At 32.1% G+C, this 17,251-nt stretch carries 18 protein-coding genes; 1 reads left to right on the forward strand and 17 read right to left on the reverse strand.

The annotated features are described in order from the left end of the window. Positions 1 to 36 precede the first annotated feature (36 nt). The 16 genes from ABD730_RS03860 to ABD730_RS03935 form a co-directional block, all read right to left on the reverse strand. Positions 37 to 174 carry a hypothetical protein gene (locus ABD730_RS03860; protein WP_344712708.1) on the reverse strand — a complete coding sequence of 46 codons (138 nt, stop codon included), beginning with the start codon at positions 172 to 174 and terminating at the stop codon, positions 37 to 39. Between the two features lie 147 nt (positions 175 to 321). Next, positions 322 to 1,779: an NAD(P)/FAD-dependent oxidoreductase gene (locus ABD730_RS03865; protein ID WP_344712710.1), complete on the reverse strand. Its 1,458-nt coding sequence runs from the start codon at positions 1,777 to 1,779 to the stop codon at positions 322 to 324. A 69-nt stretch (positions 1,780 to 1,848) separates the two neighbouring features. Then, a complete protein-coding gene (locus ABD730_RS03870; RefSeq protein WP_334466686.1) occupies positions 1,849 to 2,970 on the reverse strand; it encodes an ABC transporter permease in 1,122 nt (373 codons plus the stop codon). A gap of 84 nt (positions 2,971 to 3,054) precedes the next feature. After that, positions 3,055 to 4,161 (reverse strand): ABC transporter permease, encoded by a 1,107-nt coding sequence (locus ABD730_RS03875; RefSeq protein WP_344712713.1) that lies wholly within the window; start codon positions 4,159 to 4,161, stop codon positions 3,055 to 3,057. 645 nt (positions 4,162 to 4,806) lie between these two features. Beyond that, positions 4,807 to 5,193 carry a GxxExxY protein gene (locus tag ABD730_RS03880; protein ID WP_334466691.1) on the reverse strand — a complete coding sequence of 129 codons (387 nt, stop codon included), beginning with the start codon at positions 5,191 to 5,193 and terminating at the stop codon, positions 4,807 to 4,809. A 541-nt stretch (positions 5,194 to 5,734) separates the two neighbouring features. Continuing rightward, complete coding sequence (locus ABD730_RS03885) at positions 5,735 to 6,463, reverse strand: ABC transporter ATP-binding protein (protein WP_344712716.1); 729 nt, start codon at positions 6,461 to 6,463, stop codon at positions 5,735 to 5,737. Between the two features lie 40 nt (positions 6,464 to 6,503). Beyond that, positions 6,504 to 7,406, reverse strand: a complete 903-nt coding sequence (locus ABD730_RS03890; protein ID WP_344712718.1) for an ABC transporter ATP-binding protein — start codon at positions 7,404 to 7,406, stop codon at positions 6,504 to 6,506. Between the two features lie 6 nt (positions 7,407 to 7,412). Beyond that, complete coding sequence (locus ABD730_RS03895; protein ID WP_334466700.1) at positions 7,413 to 7,871, reverse strand: OsmC family protein; 459 nt, start codon at positions 7,869 to 7,871, stop codon at positions 7,413 to 7,415. Positions 7,872 to 7,901: 30 nt separating this feature from the next. Then, on the reverse strand, positions 7,902 to 8,813 hold the full coding sequence (locus ABD730_RS03900; protein ID WP_344712720.1) for an HlyD family secretion protein: 912 nt from the start codon (positions 8,811 to 8,813) through the stop codon (positions 7,902 to 7,904). 95 nt (positions 8,814 to 8,908) lie between these two features. Next, positions 8,909 to 10,159, reverse strand: a complete 1,251-nt coding sequence (locus ABD730_RS03905) for a TolC family protein (protein WP_344712722.1) — start codon at positions 10,157 to 10,159, stop codon at positions 8,909 to 8,911. A gap of 1 nt (position 10,160) precedes the next feature. Next, on the reverse strand, positions 10,161 to 10,775 hold the full coding sequence (locus ABD730_RS03910) for a TetR/AcrR family transcriptional regulator (protein ID WP_344712724.1): 615 nt from the start codon (positions 10,773 to 10,775) through the stop codon (positions 10,161 to 10,163). A gap of 78 nt (positions 10,776 to 10,853) precedes the next feature. After that, positions 10,854 to 11,150 (reverse strand): hypothetical protein, encoded by a 297-nt coding sequence (locus tag ABD730_RS03915; protein ID WP_344712726.1) that lies wholly within the window; start codon positions 11,148 to 11,150, stop codon positions 10,854 to 10,856. 15 nt (positions 11,151 to 11,165) lie between these two features. Next, positions 11,166 to 12,239, reverse strand: a complete 1,074-nt coding sequence (gene cydB / locus ABD730_RS03920) for a cytochrome d ubiquinol oxidase subunit II (RefSeq protein ID WP_344712728.1) — start codon at positions 12,237 to 12,239, stop codon at positions 11,166 to 11,168. Between the two features lie 2 nt (positions 12,240 to 12,241). Then, positions 12,242 to 13,573: a cytochrome ubiquinol oxidase subunit I gene (locus ABD730_RS03925; protein ID WP_334466718.1), complete on the reverse strand. Its 1,332-nt coding sequence runs from the start codon at positions 13,571 to 13,573 to the stop codon at positions 12,242 to 12,244. Positions 13,574 to 13,944: 371 nt separating this feature from the next. Next, positions 13,945 to 14,241, reverse strand: a complete 297-nt coding sequence (gene trxA / locus ABD730_RS03930; protein WP_344712731.1) for a thioredoxin — start codon at positions 14,239 to 14,241, stop codon at positions 13,945 to 13,947. 13 nt (positions 14,242 to 14,254) lie between these two features. Continuing rightward, positions 14,255 to 15,271, reverse strand: coding sequence for a c-type heme family protein (locus tag ABD730_RS03935; protein WP_344712733.1), 1,017 nt, complete (start codon positions 15,269 to 15,271; stop codon positions 14,255 to 14,257). Positions 15,272 to 15,402: 131 nt separating this feature from the next. Here ABD730_RS03935 and ABD730_RS03940 point away from each other — a divergent pair, with 131 nt between their 5' ends. Further along, the gene (locus ABD730_RS03940) at positions 15,403 to 16,401 is read left to right on the forward strand and encodes a metal-dependent hydrolase (protein WP_344712735.1); all 999 of its coding nucleotides are present in this window, start codon (positions 15,403 to 15,405) and stop codon (positions 16,399 to 16,401) included. Positions 16,402 to 16,406: 5 nt separating this feature from the next. On the opposite strand, the gene ABD730_RS03945 is transcribed toward ABD730_RS03940, so the two are convergent. Next, positions 16,407 to 17,249 (reverse strand): phospholipase A, encoded by an 843-nt coding sequence (locus tag ABD730_RS03945; RefSeq protein WP_344712737.1) that lies wholly within the window; start codon positions 17,247 to 17,249, stop codon positions 16,407 to 16,409. Positions 17,250 to 17,251 lie beyond the last annotated feature (2 nt).

Below are 17,251 nucleotides of genomic sequence, written 5' to 3' on the forward strand. Positions count from 1 at the left end.
TAGATATTAATCCCATACTAAGTTCTAATCATTATTTTAGTTCACGTTTCTTGTGCCACCATGGCCTCCTGCAACGACTATCATTATTTTGATACTTAAATAAATGAATTTGAAAAACTGAATGATAGGATTCATCATTTTAAATCTTTGATATTTTGAAATTCTTTGTGTCATGGTATTTTAATTTTCACGGTTATATTTCTGTGACTTAACAAATTTGATTCCTTTATTAATAAAACACCCCTAAAGTCCCCTCGAGGGGACATTACTCTTATGTGTTTACTCCAAATTCATTAGCTCACACTAATTTTAAAAAAAAGCTTACTCAGGAATCAACCACCAAAATGGTCGCATTTTAGCTTTGTAAATAAAAGCATAGTGTAAAGCTAATTTTAACCAGTGACCAGCTAAACCAATTTCCCCAAAAGTTTTACCGAGTTGACGTCCTTGTGTTTTAGGATATTTTTCATAATCTGGAACAATGGGATAGGTTGTAATACTAACTCCACTTCCATTAATTAATCCAAAACCTGCAGAAGCAATACATGCTGCTCCCATATTTCCCATAGAACCTTTGTGGCTTAAGGACTCTTTTCCACTCTTTATAGAATCAATAATATTATCTGCTACTAACTTCGCCGTGATACCAGATGGCATTCCTGTTCTTGGTGGTGCTGGTGAAATAACTGTTCCGTTTTTACTCGTTCTTGGTTTAGAAATAGCGTGCGGAGGTGCAAACGCAATACCTGGTGCAAAAATGTTTTTATAACTTGGATTTTGATAGGTTTCCGGCCAATCCTTTACAGACCATTCTTCATAAGGTTTTGGTGTGTAATCTGCATCAACAATCATAAACCCTTTAAAGAGTTTTTCTGTAATGTCATTTTCATTTTTGTCATAGGCTTTAAAACCATGACCAGAAAATGATGGGATTAACATGGCAAAATCATAAGCTTCTGATTTCTGTTCTCCTTCTAAATTTTCGTAATGTGCTACACCATCTTCAATTTTATTAACGCCTGCTCCTAGAATCCATTTAATGTCTCTGTCTTCAAAAACCATTTCTACCATTTCATGAGATTTCATAGTCATGCTTCCGTAGCTTAACAACATACCATCCATCCCAAAATCGCCTAATTGATATTCGTTAGAAATCCATGTTACTTCAGCCATATCACGTACATTATGCTTGCGTAATTCTTGTTCTACATTTAATATATATTCAAAAGCAGCACCTTGACAGGTTGATTTTGCGTGTCCTGTTCCAATTAAAATTTTGGCTTTTTTGCCTTGTTTCATTTCTTCAATTAGCGCTTTTAAACCTTCCCAAGCATGGTCCGCATGTGAATATGTACAAACAGAATAGGCTTTATTTTCACCAGGAATTAAGCCTTCAGTAGCTTCAAAATTTAATTTTGGTCCTGTGGCATTAATCAAATAATCATAAGTTATTTTTTCTTGTTGTCCTTTCTTTTCTCCAACCACATACTCGGATAAAACATAAGGTTTCTCTTCGGTTTTATCCCCTTCAGGAAAAAAGGAAATCGCTTTGGCTTGCTTATAACCAATACCTTTCTTTTTATATAAAGGCGCTAATGGAAAATAGATTTTTTCAGATTTCATTCTACCAATTCCCACCCAAATGTTAGACGGAACCCATTGGTAATTACTATTAGGTGATACCACAACAACTTCGTGCTTTTTCGGTAGTTTTCTGCGTAAATGTGTAGCTGCAACGTGACCAGAAATTCCGGCTCCAAGAATGACAATTTTAGACATAATCATTAATTTTAATTAAAGGTAATATCAAATAAAATGACACACAGCAACTAATGTTACACAAGTCTTTTAATTCGTCTTCTTATAACTCCAAACCGCTAATCCATTCATTATAAAAGCATAAAGGGCTGTTTTTAATAACTGTGGAAGAATATCGTTAAAACCAGAACCTTTAAGCATCACCATACGCATAACTTCTACAAAATATCTTATTGGGTTAAATTCGGTAAGTGTTTGAGCCCATTTTGGCATACTCTCTATTGGTGTAAATAAACCACTCATTAAAATAAAAATGACTGTAAAAAACCACGCAATAAACATAGCTTGTTGTTGCGTATCTGTAAAATTAGAAATGAACAAACCAATACCTAAAATGACTAGAATATAAATTGATGTATATAAATACATAAGTGGTAAACTCCCTAGCATTGGAACATTAAATATGACTTTGGCTAAAATTAACCCAACAGTTAGTAAGCCCATTCCTATGACCCAAAACGGAAAAAGTTTCCCAATAATAAACTGGCTCTTTTTAATTGGTGTGACGTTGATTTGTTCTAGAGTACCAATTTCTTTTTCGCGGACAATATTCATTCCTGAAAGGAAGAGCGTAATCATAGTAACTAGTAAAACCAATATACCAGGAACCATAAAGGTTTTATAATTTAAAGTTTTATTATACCAAAATAATGGAATAGTCTCTATAGTAATTGGTTGTATTTGTTTGTCTGAAACTTGAAACACATCTACTTTTATGTTTTGATTAAAACGTTGTACAATTTGTGTGACATATACATTTTCTACTCCTGCTGCTGCGCCATCAATTGCGTTTATAGTTACGCCTAAGCTGTTCTGTTTTTCTTTTTGTAAATCGCGTTCAAAATAGTGTGGAATTTGTAAAAGCACATCCACTTCTCCTTTTAACATCGCTGAACTTGCTAATGCTTCCGAAGGAAAATCTGTTAACACATTAAAGTAAGTAGATGCGTTAAATTTTTCAACTAAGGCTCTAGACGTTGATGTGTGGTCGTTATCAATATAACCAAATTTGATATTTTTGACTTCAAACGTAGCTGCATTAGATAATATAACGAGCTGTAATAATGGTAAAACAAAAATGATAGGAAGCATGCCTTTATTTCTAAAGATTTGCTTGAACTCCTTTTGTATGATGTATAAAATTGTTTTCATATCTCTTCCTGCGTAGGCAGGAATCTTTTTTTTTAATTCTTAGACCTACAAGGTTTTTAAAACCTTGTAGGACAACTAAATTTTTTACTCTAATCTAATTTTATATTTCTTCACACTTAATCCAATAAAAAAGATGGTCATTCCAACTAAAATTAAGGTTTCTTTCCATAGATATTGTAACCCTACTCCTTTTAGCATAATCCCTTTTATGATGATGATAAACCATTTTGCAGGAATGATGTTACTAATCACTTGCAATGGTAAAGGCATGCTTGAGATTGGAAAAATAAAACCTGATAATAGAATTACTGGTAGCATTAATCCCATTAAAGAAATCATCATTGCTGTTTGTTGTGTTGCAGAAATTGTTGAGATTAAAATCCCTAAAGCTAATGCTGTGATTATGAATAATACGCTTTCAAAACCTAATAAAAATAAGCTTCCTTGAACTGGCATTTTAAATATGAATATGCTTAAAACTACAATGACAATGGCGTTTATAATAGACAGAAAAATATATGGAAACACTTTACCAACAATAACTTGAATTGGTTTTATTGGTGAAACCAAAAGGATTTCCATGGTGCCTAATTCCTTTTCTCTTGTAATAGAAATTGAAGTCATCATTGCGGAAACGAGCATTAAAATGATAGTCATTACACCAGGAACAAACATGTAGACGCTTTTTAATTCTGGATTATAAACCATTCTGGTTTGTGGTACAATTTGATAGGCAATTGTGATGTCTTTATTCAATCCTTTTTGATATTGCTGAAGAATAGCATTGACATAATTACTTATTGTATTTGCAGTATTAGGATCTGTAGCATCTGTAATAATTTGTATAGTTGCTGTATGATCTTTAATTAAGCTTTTACTGAAACCTTCCTCGAAATTTAAAACTGCTTTTACTTTTCCTTTTTTGAAAATAGTTTCGATATCGGCTTCTCTATCAATAAATTGATTGATACTAAAGTATTTTGAAGCTGAAATTTTATTAATAATTTCTTTTGTTGTTGCGTCTTTTGAATGGTCTAAAACAGCAATATCTACATTGTTTATTTCATTGGTAATCGCGAAACCAAATAGCATAATTTGTGCTATCGGCATTCCGAAGAGAATAAACAACGAGCGTCTATCTCTAAAAATGTGATAGAATTCTTTTTTTATGAAGCCTATGAATCTTTTCATTATTTATTTCTTTTCTCCCGCAGATTTCGCAGATTACCGCAGATTTTTTTTAAATGTTATCTTTTGATTTTACATTTATTTTTCACGTCAAAAACCTCTTTATCTAAGAGATGTTTTCTCCCGCTGGTTCCGTTGATTATCGCTGATCTTTTTTGTTTTTTCCTTGACTTGATATTTACTCTTTCTACTCAAACCTGTATTATCTCAAGATAATTTTATATCTCTGTTTCTCCCGCTGATTTCGCTGATTACCGCTGATCTTTTTAAATTTTCCTTAGATTTGATATTTACTCTTTCTACTCAAACCTGTATTATCTGCTGGACATTTTTTATAACTATCTATCTCCCGCTGATTTTACTGATTACCGCTGATCTTTTTTAATTTTTCCTTTATTTACTCTTTCTACTCTAACCTGTATTATCTCAGGATAATTTTATATCTCTGTTTCTCCCCGCTGATTTCGCTGATTACCGCTGATCTTTTTTGTTTTTTCCTTAACTTGATATTTACTCTTTCTGCTAAAACCTGCATTATCTGCTGGACATTTTTTTTATAACTCTCTATCTCTCGCTGATTTCGCTGATTACCGTAGATTTTTTTAAGTCCATTTCTGCGAAAATCTGAGAAATCTGCGGGATATTTTTTTATAATCCATGTACTTTTCTAAAAATCCCTTTTGTTATATCATCCACATTGAAGTTCACTAAAATACCTAGTTTTAATTCTGAAATTTTTAAGTAAGTCAAAACTTGCTTGTGATGTACTTTGGATAAAGTTTCTACCGATTTTATTTCGATTATTACTTTATTATTAACTAATAAATCTAATCTGAAGCCAATTTCTAATTCTATACCATCATAAAACACTGGCAACGGAACTTGTTTTTTAACTGATAATCCTTGTTTCTCTAGTTCATACATCAACACAGCTTCGTATACAGACTCGAATAAACCCGGACCTAATTCATTATAGACTTTAAAAATCGCTCCTCTGATTATATAGGATATTTCATTTTCTGTTTTTTCCTCCATAATTATTTGATTTTTATTTCCGTAGATTACGCAGATTATCGCAGATGTTTTTTTTAGTATTATTCCTTATATAATATTTACTCTTTCTGCTTAAACCTGCATTATCTCGGGATAATTTTATATCTCTGTTTCTCCCGCTGATTTCGCTGATAAGCACTGATCTTTTTTTGTTTTTATTTGATATTTACTCTTTCTACTAAAATCTGCATTATCTGCTGAACATTTTTCTTATAAACTCTCTATCTCCCGCAGATTTCGCAGATTACCGCAGATTTTTTTTTAAATGTTATCTTTTGATTTTACATTTATTTTTCACGTCAAAATCCTCTTTATCTAAGAGATGTTTTCTCCCGCTGGTTCCATTGATTATCGCTGATCTTTTTTGTTTTTTCCTTGATTTGATATTTACTCTTTCTGCTAAAACCTGCATTATCTGCTAGACATTTTTTTATAACTCTCTATGTCTCGCTGATTTCGCTGATAAGCGCAGATTTTTTTAAGTCCATTTCTGCGAAAATCTGAGAAATCTAAGGGAAATTCTCTATCCTCTTGCTAGTTTTAAAAACACATCGTTCATATTTGCAACGTTAAACTGTTGCTTAAGCTTTTTAGGGGTGTCTAAAGCTTCTATTTTTCCGTTTACCATTATAGACACGCGATCGCAATACTCAGCTTCATCCATATAATGGGTGGTTACAAAAACAGTTGTGCCTTGATGGGCTGCTTTGTAAATCATTTCCCAAAACTGACGTCTCGTAATTGGGTCTACTCCACCTGTTGGTTCATCTAAAAACACAATCTTAGGATCGTGAAGCAAAGACACCGAAAAGGATAGTTTTTGTTTCCAGCCCAATGGCAAAGAACCTACTAATTTACTCGCTACCTTTTCCAGTCCTAATTCTTCTATTAATATAGCAGATTTCTCTTTGATACTTTTTCTTGATAAACCATAAATTCCTCCAAAGAATGTGATGTTTTCTTTAACCGTTAAATCGTCATATAAAGCAAATTTTTGACTCATATAACCAATGTTCTTCTTGATATCTTCTGCATTAGTAAACACATCAAATCCTGCTACTTTAGCAGCTCCAGAAGTTGGTTTAGAAATGCCAATCAGCATTTTCATAGCTGTTGTTTTTCCCGCACCATTGGCTCCTAGAAAACCAAATATTTCTCCTTTTTTAACTTCAAAAGAAATAGCGTTTACTGCTGTAAAATCACCAAACATTTTGGTTAGATTTTGAGCTTCTATGACGTTGTTATTGTTCATTTTTTTTATTTAAACCTACAAGGTTTCAAAACCTCGAAGGTTATTTCGCTAATTCCATAAAGGTATCTTCAATGGTTGGTTCGGTTTTTTCGATTTCTATATGCGATAAATTTTTAGATTCTAAATAGTCTATTAAATCTTTCGGATTAAAATCTGATCTGCTATCTGTATAATGCACAAACTCACCAAAAGGATAGACACTATGATTGTATTTATAGGCATTTAAACTATTGAGTAATTTATACGTATCATTTGCACTTACATTATAAATTTGCTTTGGGTAATGTTTCACAATAGCTTGAGGCGTATCAATCTGTAAAATTTTACCGTCTTGAATTAATGCAATTCTATCACACAAAGCAGCTTCATCCATATATGGTGTAGACACCAAAATGGTAATACCTTTTTGTTGTAAACGTTTTAGCATCTCCCAAAATTCTTTTCTAGACACTGGATCAACTCCTGTTGTTGGCTCGTCTAAAAACAACACTTTAGGTTTATGAATTAAAGCACAACATAAAGCCAGCTTTTGTTTCATTCCACCTGACAATTTCCCAGCACGACGATCTTTAAAAGGCTCTATTTGAACATAAATCTCTTTTATTAAATCGTAGTTTTCTTCAATGGTTGTTCCGAAAATAGTTGCGAAAAAATTCAAGTTTTCCTCAATCGTTAAATCTTGATAGAGTGAAAACTTTCCTGGCATATAGCCAACATTATTCCGTATCTTTTTATAGTCTGAAACCACATCAAAATCAGCAACAGTAGCAGAACCTTCATTAGCAATTAAGAGCGTTGTTAAAATTCTAAATAACGTTGTTTTACCTGCTCCATCAGGACCAATAAGCCCAAAAAGCTCGCCTTCTTTTACTTGAAAAGAAATATCTTCTAAGGCCTTTACGTTTTTATAAGACTTACTAATATGGTTGACCGTTATACTCACTAAATTTTAATTTTGAACTATAATTTTAGCTTCCATTGTAATTTTTGAAGTCACAGAATTTGAAATTAAACAGGCTTTTTCCGATTTTTCTAAAATACGTTCTGTACGTTCTCTTTTAGATGCGTCTGTAATTACAACTTCTGGAAATAATAACACTTCACTTATTGCAAATTTGCCATCCACTTTTTCTAGAATACCTTTAGAACCACATGCAAAACTCACAAATTCTAATTTTGAATATTCTGCAATTGCTAAAAAAGTAGTCATCAAACAACTACTTACTGCTGCTGTAAATAAATGCTCTGGTGACCAAATATTTGACATTCCGCCAGGAAATTCTGGTGGTGTTGCCACTTCAATGCAATTAGTTTCATTAGTTGCCTCATTTTTCAATTCTGGGGAACACATGGTTCCTTTTCTGTCTTGCGTCCATTTAATATCGACGTTATAAATATGTTTTTCCATGATTCTATAATTTTAGTTATGGTTTTTTATTTAATTATTCATAGGTTCCTCCGAAGCATTTAGCCATAGTTCGGCTGGCATTCCAATTTTTAGGCTTCCATCGTTTTTAACATCCACTTTTACGGCATAAACTAAGGCCACACGTTCTTCTTTAGTTTGAATTATTTTTGGTGTGAATTCTGCTTCCGAAGCTATCCAGCTAATCGTTCCTTTGTAGGATTTCATGCCATCTGCATCATCAATTTTAACCGTTACTTCCTGTCCTATTTTAATATTAGCTAATTGCGTTTCGCTTATATAAACTCGTAATTGCATGGTGCTTAAATCGGCTATTTTATACAACGGTTTTCCAAAAGCTGTAATTTCATTTGGTTCTGCGTATTTAGTTAAAACGGTTCCGATTAAAGGATTTACAATTTTACTTTTATGGATTTGGTCGTCAATTTGTTTTAACTGCACATCAATAGATTTAAGCTCATTCACAACAGGTGCATTTTGAATTTCGACACTTCTAATTTGATTTTTTATGACATCAATTTCTCCTGTTATATCATCTAATTGCTTTTGTGTTCCTGCATTATCTTTTATCAGATTTTCTATTCGTGTTTTATTGGTATTTGCTGTTTTTAATTTAGAGTTTAAAACCGCTATTTGAGATAAGACTCCTTTAGATTTTGAAGCAATGACAGCTTTAGAAACCTCTAATTGCTCACGTTTTAATGCTAAAGGAATAGTATCTATATAGCCCATAAATTGTTCTTTTTGAAGCACATCGCCTTCATCGAGATTAAACTGCATTAGTTTCCCATTAGTTTCTGCTGAAATGGTTATTTCAGTGGCTTCAAAATTCCCATAGCCATCTGCTTTTCCGTTATTGTTTCCACAAGAAAACAAGCTAAAAGCAATAATGCTTAGTCCTAGTATGTATTTATTATTTTTCATATTTATGGTTTTTGTTTCCCGCAGATTTCGCTGATTTTCGCAGATCTTACTATTTATTTCTCTACTCTAATCTGCGGAATCTATTAGATCTTCTTCTATTGTCCTTTAATGACATTATAATTTGCTTTTGCCAATTGTAACTGAATGTTATGTTTTATCAAGGTGTTTTCATCTTCATATAAATTAGTGAGTTCTGTGATGTATGCCGAAGATGTAATCACACCATTTTTAAGTTGCGAATCTGCCGATTTTAGCACGTCTTTTCTAAGATTAATTATTTCTAAATCTGAAGTAATAAAAGATTCAATTTTATCGATTTCTTTTTGTTGTTGATTTAGCGCAATGTTAGTATTGAGTTTAAAAATTTCGGTTTCATTCTCTATAAAATCTTTGTTGATAGCTAAAGATGCTCTTTGTTTTTTGTTCGCATTCCAATCGAAAACAGTCCAATTCACTTTAACACCAACGGTATAAAATGTTTGAAACGAATTATCTAACATATTTAATCCTGGATTTCCATAACCACCTGTTGCAAAACCAAGTAATTTAGGTGCGTTTTGTTTTGATAACAGGGTTTCATAATTTTCAATTTCATCTTTTTTAAATTGAAATAATTCCAGTTCTGGTCTTGTTAATTCTGTTCGTAACTGTGTTTCTATAAGTGGCTTTTGAAATGTTGTTGAAGCATCTATTGGCTGACTTATTAAACTTGATAATGTTTCGATAAGGGTTGCTTTGTTACTTTCTAATTCATTGAATTGTTGGTTTATTTTTAATAATTCAGCCTCTAAAACTTTATCTGAAGTTGGTATAATAACACCATACTTAATACCTGATTGTACTTCCTTTAGTTTTGCTTCTAATTGAACCTTTTTCGCTTTTAATAATAATTGAGATTCTTGCGCTAACAACACAGAAAAATAGAGTTGATTAATTTGCTGTTTGAGTTGATACAAACTGACTTCAACTTGTTTTTGTTTCGTTTTTAGTTGCGCCGATTTTAAATCTAAAGACGCTGCTGTTGCTCCTCCATTATAAATTAATTGGTTTACAGAAACGGTTGCTCGATATTGGTCTTTATTTAATGGTTCGATTCCAGACATTGCCAAAGGAAACTCAATCACATCAGACTGATAGGTTGCTTGTGCATCTAAACTTAACTGTGGTAATTTTGAAGCAGAAATAACTTCTGCATCTAATTTGTTTTGCGCCTCAAAAAGTTTTGACTGTTTTGCTAACGGATAGTTTTCTGTCACTAAATCATAGCATTCTTCTAATGTAATGCTTTGTTGTGCAACACTTGGTAAGCCAACTAAGAGGAATAAAATTATTAATAACTGCTTCATTTTAAGTATGCTTTATAGAATTAATAATAAAGTCGGCAACTTCTGTCTTACGATCCTCTATGAGTTGTTTGTAGGTTTCATCATCGGTATTAGTGAATGCCACGAGTAACGGTTTTGCTACAAACGGAAAAACATTTAAAGCCATAATATTGATAAATAATTGTTCGGCACTAATGGGTTTTAAAATACCTTTTTCAACTTCCTGAGCGACTTGTTTCTTAAATTTTTCAATATTAGGAAAAGCTGGATTATCTTTCATTTTTAAAAGAAAATCTGGATTCCTATTGAGTTCTTGAATGATAAAATTTGGCAAATACGGATGCTTCGCGATAAAGTTTATATAGTTTAATGTGAAATTTTTCACTTTATCTTCAATAGAAGAATCATCATTTAAAACGGCATTCAATTGTGGTGCTAACAACGAAAATGCATTCTTAAAAACAGCTTCAAACAATAACTGCTTATTTCTATAGTAATAATGCAACATCGCTTTATTAATACCTGCTTTATCGGCTATTTCTTGCATTCTTGCGCCAACCATTCCTTTAGATTGAAAAATGTGTTTTGCTGCATTTAGTATTAGCTCTTCGGTATTTTCGTCTTTTGTTTTTTTCATTTTAACTATATGGTTTAACCAATTGGTTAATAAATTTACAAAAATAATCAAACCATCACCTGTTTGATTATTTTATATTTATGCATTCATCTTTCGATATATCATCTTAGCTAATACGAGTCCGATAATTCCACCTAAAGCAGACACCAATATATTGATGACAAATAAAGAAACATCAATACTTCCATCTTTCATTATTGACCATGGATTAAAACCTAATCGTCCAAAAGATTTTAAAACTAAAATGCTTCCAAATACGCCAATTAATGTATTTCCAGTAAAGCCAAACGTATATGACTTTTTAATATATCCAAAAGTATTGGCAGCTATTATTCCTGTTAGTATACTAATTAAAGAAATTAATGTTTCAGTCATAATAACAAGTTTAGATTAGTGCCCGTAATCCATTTTATCAACCTTTCCTCCCATGAGTCTTTTTTGAACTATGAAGTAAACAATTAAAAGAATAAACCCAATAATTGCCCAATTAAAAGCTACTGACAGACCATAATGTTCTGCAGCTGTATTGTAAATAGTTAAGTGTTCATGAGTGTTATTGATTGATGGTAATATTACAGGAAATAATGATGCCAAAGACGATGTAATTCCGCCAACAATTAGTAAGGTAGAAAACAAAAAACCTTGATTTTCTTTTTTGAATTTTTTAATAAAAAACAATCCTATTAAACCTGTAAAATAAACAATAGGAAACACTATTAAATAAGGTCTTTCTATAAAGTTGTTTAACGCATTAGGATTTACAATTTGCCAAACAATTAATGATAATACAGTTAGTGCTGCTAGTACTATATTCAACTTAAAAACAACACCTGTAAGCTTATTATTAATTGATGAATTGGTTTTTAAAATCACCCAATTGGCTCCGTGAATCGCTAAGGTGACCACAGAAATTAAACCTATAATTATTGTAAACCAATCTATAATGCCTGGTGTGTCACTTAAAGGACTAAAACTGCTGTCCCATAAGGGTAAGAAAAAATAATGGCCTTCGTATGCAGAGGCGCCGTTTTCTACACCTCCTAAATTTACACCTCTTACAACATTCCCCAAGGCAATACCAAAGAACAAGGCTAATAACAAACTAGAAACTCCGAATGAGGCGTCCCAAATGTCTTTCCACATTTGATATTTAAATTGTCCTCTAAACTCTAAACCAATAGCTCTAAAAATGATTAACCATAATACGATAATTAAAGGCAAATAAAATCCGCTAAAAACAGAGGCATAAAACGTAGGAAATGCCATAAAAAGCATTCCGCCTGCTGCAACGAGCCAAACCTCATTTGAGTCCCAAAATAAGCCGGCAGATTTTGCTATTACTTCTTTATCTTTTTCTTTTTTAGCAAAGAATAAATGGATGATGCCTGCTCCAAAATCGTAACCATCTAAAATAAAAAACACTGCTAAAACTAGCGCAATTGCTATATACCAAAATACTTCCATAATTAATGTGTTTGGGGTTTTGGACCATGATTAATAGTTTTACCAACTAAGACTAAAAATAATAAGCCTAGTAGCATATATAATGCGACAAAACCAAGTAAAGTAAATAATGTATTACCTGAAGATACTGTTGGTGAAATACCATCACTTGTTTTTAATAAACCGTAAACGAGGTAAGGTTGTCTTCCTAATTCTGCAGTATACCAACCTGTAAGATTTGCGATATATGGAAATGGAACTAAAAACATGATAGTCCACAATAGAGGTTTTATAGTATATAATTTTTTTCGCCATAAAAAGAAAAGCGCTAAAGCCATTACTCCAATAAAAATAGTACCTAAACCAACCATTATATGGTACGAATAGTAAAGCGCAGGAATATTATCTGGTAATTCCTCTTCTTTAAATTGATCCATTCCTGGAATTTGTTTATTCCAATCCTGATGCGTTAAGAAGCTTAGTATATTGGGTACTGCAATTTTATTATCTAGCTTTTTTTCAACCATATTAGGTTGTCCAATAAGTACAATTTCAGCTCCAGCTTCTTCCGTTTCAAAAATCCCTTCCATAGCTGCAAAAGCTGCTGGTTGGTATTCTGCAACATTTTTAGCATTCCAATCTCCTGTTGGGAATGCAACCAAAATACTAGAGATTAAACCAAAAACAACACCTGTTTTTAAGAACAGTCTACCATATTCGGTTTGTTTATTTCTTAATACATAAAATGCACCAATACTTGCGACAACGAAAGAAGACGTTACCACAGACGCTAATTGATTATGTAAAAAAGCAGGTAATAACCAAGGATTCGTAAAGAGTGCCGAAAAGTTTTCTAAAACAAATTTACCATTATCTAAAATCTCGTAGCCTACTGGATGTTGCATCCAAGCATTGGTGGCCAAAATAAACCATCCACTTGCCCAAGAGCCTAAAAAGACTAAAAAACCAGTTAGAAAGTGCAGTTTTTGTCCCATTAGTTTTTCACCAAAAATGAACAATGCTAAAAACGAGGATTCCAAGAAGAAAGAGAACATGCCTTCCATAGCTAGAGTCTGACCAATAATGCCACCTGTGAGTTCTGAGAACTTTGCCCAATTGGTTCCAAATTGAAATTCCATTGGAATTCCTGTTACCACTCCCATAGTAAAATTAATAGCAAAGATTTTCATAAAAAACTTTGCTGCATTGTTATATTTATCAATTTTAGTTCTAAGGAATTTCCATTTAAAGTAGACTATCATTAATGACAATCCCATGGTTAATTGCGGAAATATATAGTGGAAAGTGATAGTAAATGCAAATTGCAATCTATCGTAAAAGATCATGTCTTCCATAGCCAAATTTTAAGCTATAAAAATACGAATGAAAAAGAAGAAATTAAGTAACTTTTGATACAAAGAAAGGCTATCTGTATTACAGATAACCTTTCTTATATTTTTATAAATATGTTATAACTATCTTTCTTCTGGCTCTTCGTCTTTAGGTTTTCCCTTTGACATAAAGTTAATTAATATACCCACTAAGGTAATACAGACTAACGCGAAGATTATTATCATTACCACTCCACTCGTCCAACTATACAATGTTATTGAAGAATTAATCATATAAATTATCTATTTTTTCTGGGCATAAAAATAATTACTTATTTTTTTATTAAACATGACATTTGTCATTCTAAGAAAAAATATTAAACAATCTTTAAAAATTAATTAGATGATTTTATAACATTTATAATCTCATCTTTTTGAAGCACTCCAGACTGCCTCCATACTTGCTTCCCATTTTTAAACAAAAGCATAGTTGGCACACCTCTCACTTGGTATTTTGAAGCTAGAGCTTGATTTTTATCGACATCAATTTTAATGATACTAATATCTTCACCCATAGCCTCTTTTACTTGTTTTAAAATTGGGCTCAACATTTTACATGGTCCACACCAATCTGCAAAAAAATCAACTAAAACGGGTTGATCTTGATTTATTATTTCTGAAAATTTGCTCATACCTGACTTATTTTTATTTATCGTAAGTGATACTCCAGATACCTCTTACCTCGTTAATATTATAACCAATTGCTTTATCCATAGGATATAAACTCTTAATTCTAGTTAAAGTGGTTTCATTCAATGTTTCATTAGGTTTTCCGTGACATTGAAGACACATTGTGTTAGTCGTAATTGGGTAATAAACCTTTACTTTATTGTCTAATTCTTTTACAATTGGGCTTGCCTCTTCATTATTAGCGATACCCTTTTTAAAGGTGTTTATATAATCTAATTCTTCTGAATTTGCTTTATTTTTTGGATTTCTTGGTTTATCCGACACACGTCTAATAACAGCATTATGCACCACTGACATACTATCTGTTAAAGGATACGCGCGTTCATTACAAAATGTTAAGGCTTCCAATACTCCTTTTTTCTGAATGGTTCCCATTAAATTTTTACCCAAAACGGCTTTTGTTGTCAAGGCGTACTTTAAACCTCTCTCACCATAAGACAAGTCTTCAAAATTAGTTTGGGCTTGTTGCATACCCTGTTTTTTACCATTTCCATTTCCCATGCCTTTACCATCACCCATGCCTTTACCTCGTTCTTCATTGAAATGCTCTTCAAACCATTCTGGTTGTTCTATATTATAATCATACATATAATCTGCAATCTGTTCTATAGTTTTCTCTGCAAATGCTTGTTTAGGCATCACACCAAATCGTTTGACAGCTCCATACATTTTAGCATCCTCTACATTGGGGTTTTTAATCCAAGCTTGCATTGAAGCAATAAAATCTTCTTTACTCGTTTCACTATTAATATAATGTTTTTTAATGGCAATCATCGGTGGACCAATTCTATCTGCTTGCGTTGCGGTAGGATTATGACACACATAACAATTTGCTTCCATTAACTTTTTACCAGGATGCTCTGTTGCTGCACTCGATTTATCAGTACTACTATATGTGTCTTTAGTTTTATGACTTGAGTTGCAACCCACTAAAGTTATAATTAACACAAGAAATCCAATAAAATTTTTCATATAAATTTAGTTTAAATAAAGATACTAAGGAATACGAAATACTTAGGTAACTAATGTTACAATGCTGCTTAAAAGCACTATAAAAATTATACTAATTTTCTGTATTAGAAAGTGTATTTTTACATCCAATTATGGATTCACTCACACAAATCGTTTTAGGTGCAGCTGTAGGCGAGGCTGTCTTAGGAAACAAAGTAGGCAATAAAGCTATTTTATATGGTGCTATCGCAGGTACGATACCAGATCTAGATATTTTTGCTTCTCATTTTACAGATACGGTTTCGGCTTTAGCGATTCATCGCGGCTTTACTCATTCTATTGTTTTTTCAGTGCTCTTTGCTCCTATTTTTGGTTGGTTAGTTTCTCGTTACGAAAAGTATAAGGACTTTAAAGCTTGGTCTTGGTTATTTTTCTGGGCATTAATAACACATCCTATATTAGATGCACATACGACTTGGGGCACACAACTATTTTGGCCTTTGGATATAAGATTGGCTTTTAAAACCATTTTTGTAATTGACCCACTTTACACCTTACCTTTTTTAGTATTCTTAATTTTAACGATGTTTCAAAAACGAACATCTAAAAAAAGAAAACTTTATAACGGCATTGGATTAACTATAAGCACAGCCTATTTAGCCTTAACCTTTGTTTTAAAAGACGCAGCTTTAAATCATTTTGAGAGCGCCTTACAAACCCAAGATATTAATTACCAAGAAATAGATATTAGACCTTCTCCTTTAAATACCATTTTATGGAACGCTAATGTCGAAACTAAAGAGGCATACTTATTAGGCGATTATTCATTTTTTGACACTAAGGGTATAACCTTTGAAAGTTACCCTAAAAACCATGAACTACTAGGAAAACTAATTGAAAACGAAAAAGTAAAACGTATGATTGCTATTTCTGAAGGTTGGTACACCATTAACAAAATAGATGATAAATTATACTATAACGACTTGCGATTTGGACTATTGAATATGGAATCTCAATCTCAAAACTTTGTGTTTAAATACTTCATTGATGTAGATGCTTCTGGAAATGTTAATTTTATAGAACAAGAAAAAACGCAACGCGATGGAAAAAAATTAATGCAAGATTTATGGGAGAGAATAAAAGGAAACTAAATTTACTATTTACCTCCTAACCACCTAAACTCATTGGTTCTAATAACATATCCTATTCTAATCATGCTTTGCGATTGTTTATAGTTTAACATCCCCTCTGCTTGCCCTAAAAACCATTCGAGCATTAAGTATTGATTGGAGATATTATTATCAAATGGATTAAAATAAACACGTGTTCTAATTGATCCTTTTAGATCAAAATTTAGACCTTTTCTAACTCTTACATCGAAAAAAAACTTATCAGGCTTTATAATGTGCGAAAGATTAATCTGTCCTAAGCCTGTGTATTCTAATAAATCTGGATTTCCTTCCTTGTAACCAAAAGGCACCCATACTTTAAACCTACCAATGGTGTTTTTAGCAACATTAGTTGTGTATTCTAAGCTTAAACGGTTCCAACTTCTAGAAAAAATACTATCTCTACCATTAGACTCATGTTCAAACGAAAGATTGGCTATACCTTTTAATTTATCATTTTTATCAAAAAAAGCCTTTCCTAAAGCAATTGACGGGTTAAAATTAATATCACTAAAAGGAAAAGATTCTTTATAAATGTTCCAAAAAGACCGTTGCGTATAAGTCATAAACAAATAAGTATCTAAAGGTAAGCGACTTCTGGTTAGAATTTGTTTAAAACTAATCTGATACTTTGCGTTTGCCGTATTCTTATTAATGGTTTTATTTGTTGGTACTCCAGTAATAAAATAATTGTCTTTATGAATTGAAAAATAAGGCAGCTTTGCAATCGAATCTCTTAACTCTTGTTTTGTATAGCTTTGCGAATTAACTTCTGAAGCTGTAAAAACGATAAAAAGAAAACTTACAATTGTAAAAAAAGATTGTTTCATAT

This window comes from Winogradskyella damuponensis (assembly GCF_039538385.1).
In the GTDB taxonomy this organism is placed as follows: domain Bacteria; phylum Bacteroidota; class Bacteroidia; order Flavobacteriales; family Flavobacteriaceae; genus Winogradskyella; species Winogradskyella damuponensis.

Bases quoted from the DNA above. Each gene is read 5' to 3' on its own strand.
- ABD730_RS03870 (WP_334466686.1), bottom strand. From the start codon at position 2,970: ATGAAAACAATTTTATACATCATACAAAAGGAGTTCAAGCAAATCTTT.
- ABD730_RS03885 (WP_344712716.1), bottom strand. From the start codon at position 6,463: ATGAACAATAACAACGTCATAGAAGCTCAAAATCTAACCAAAATGTTT.
- ABD730_RS03905 (WP_344712722.1), bottom strand. From the start codon at position 10,159: ATGAAGCAGTTATTAATAATTTTATTCCTCTTAGTTGGCTTACCAAGT.
- ABD730_RS03900 (WP_344712720.1), bottom strand. From the start codon at position 8,813: ATGAAAAATAATAAATACATACTAGGACTAAGCATTATTGCTTTTAGC.
- ABD730_RS03895 (WP_334466700.1), bottom strand. From the start codon at position 7,871: ATGGAAAAACATATTTATAACGTCGATATTAAATGGACGCAAGACAGA.
- ABD730_RS03940 (WP_344712735.1), top strand. From the start codon at position 15,403: ATGGATTCACTCACACAAATCGTTTTAGGTGCAGCTGTAGGCGAGGCT.
- ABD730_RS03915 (WP_344712726.1), bottom strand. From the start codon at position 11,150: ATGACTGAAACATTAATTTCTTTAATTAGTATACTAACAGGAATAATA.
- ABD730_RS03860 (WP_344712708.1), bottom strand. From the start codon at position 174: ATGACACAAAGAATTTCAAAATATCAAAGATTTAAAATGATGAATCCT.
- ABD730_RS03945 (WP_344712737.1), bottom strand. From the start codon at position 17,249: ATGAAACAATCTTTTTTTACAATTGTAAGTTTTCTTTTTATCGTTTTT.
- ABD730_RS03880 (WP_334466691.1), bottom strand. From the start codon at position 5,193: ATGGAGGAAAAAACAGAAAATGAAATATCCTATATAATCAGAGGAGCG.
- ABD730_RS03935 (WP_344712733.1), bottom strand. From the start codon at position 15,271: ATGAAAAATTTTATTGGATTTCTTGTGTTAATTATAACTTTAGTGGGT.
- ABD730_RS03865 (WP_344712710.1), bottom strand. From the start codon at position 1,779: ATGTCTAAAATTGTCATTCTTGGAGCCGGAATTTCTGGTCACGTTGCA.
- ABD730_RS03910 (WP_344712724.1), bottom strand. From the start codon at position 10,775: ATGAAAAAAACAAAAGACGAAAATACCGAAGAGCTAATACTAAATGCA.
- ABD730_RS03875 (WP_344712713.1), bottom strand. From the start codon at position 4,161: ATGAAAAGATTCATAGGCTTCATAAAAAAAGAATTCTATCACATTTTT.
- trxA (WP_344712731.1), bottom strand. From the start codon at position 14,241: ATGAGCAAATTTTCAGAAATAATAAATCAAGATCAACCCGTTTTAGTT.
- cydB (WP_344712728.1), bottom strand. From the start codon at position 12,239: ATGGAAGTATTTTGGTATATAGCAATTGCGCTAGTTTTAGCAGTGTTT.
- ABD730_RS03925 (WP_334466718.1), bottom strand. From the start codon at position 13,573: ATGGAAGACATGATCTTTTACGATAGATTGCAATTTGCATTTACTATC.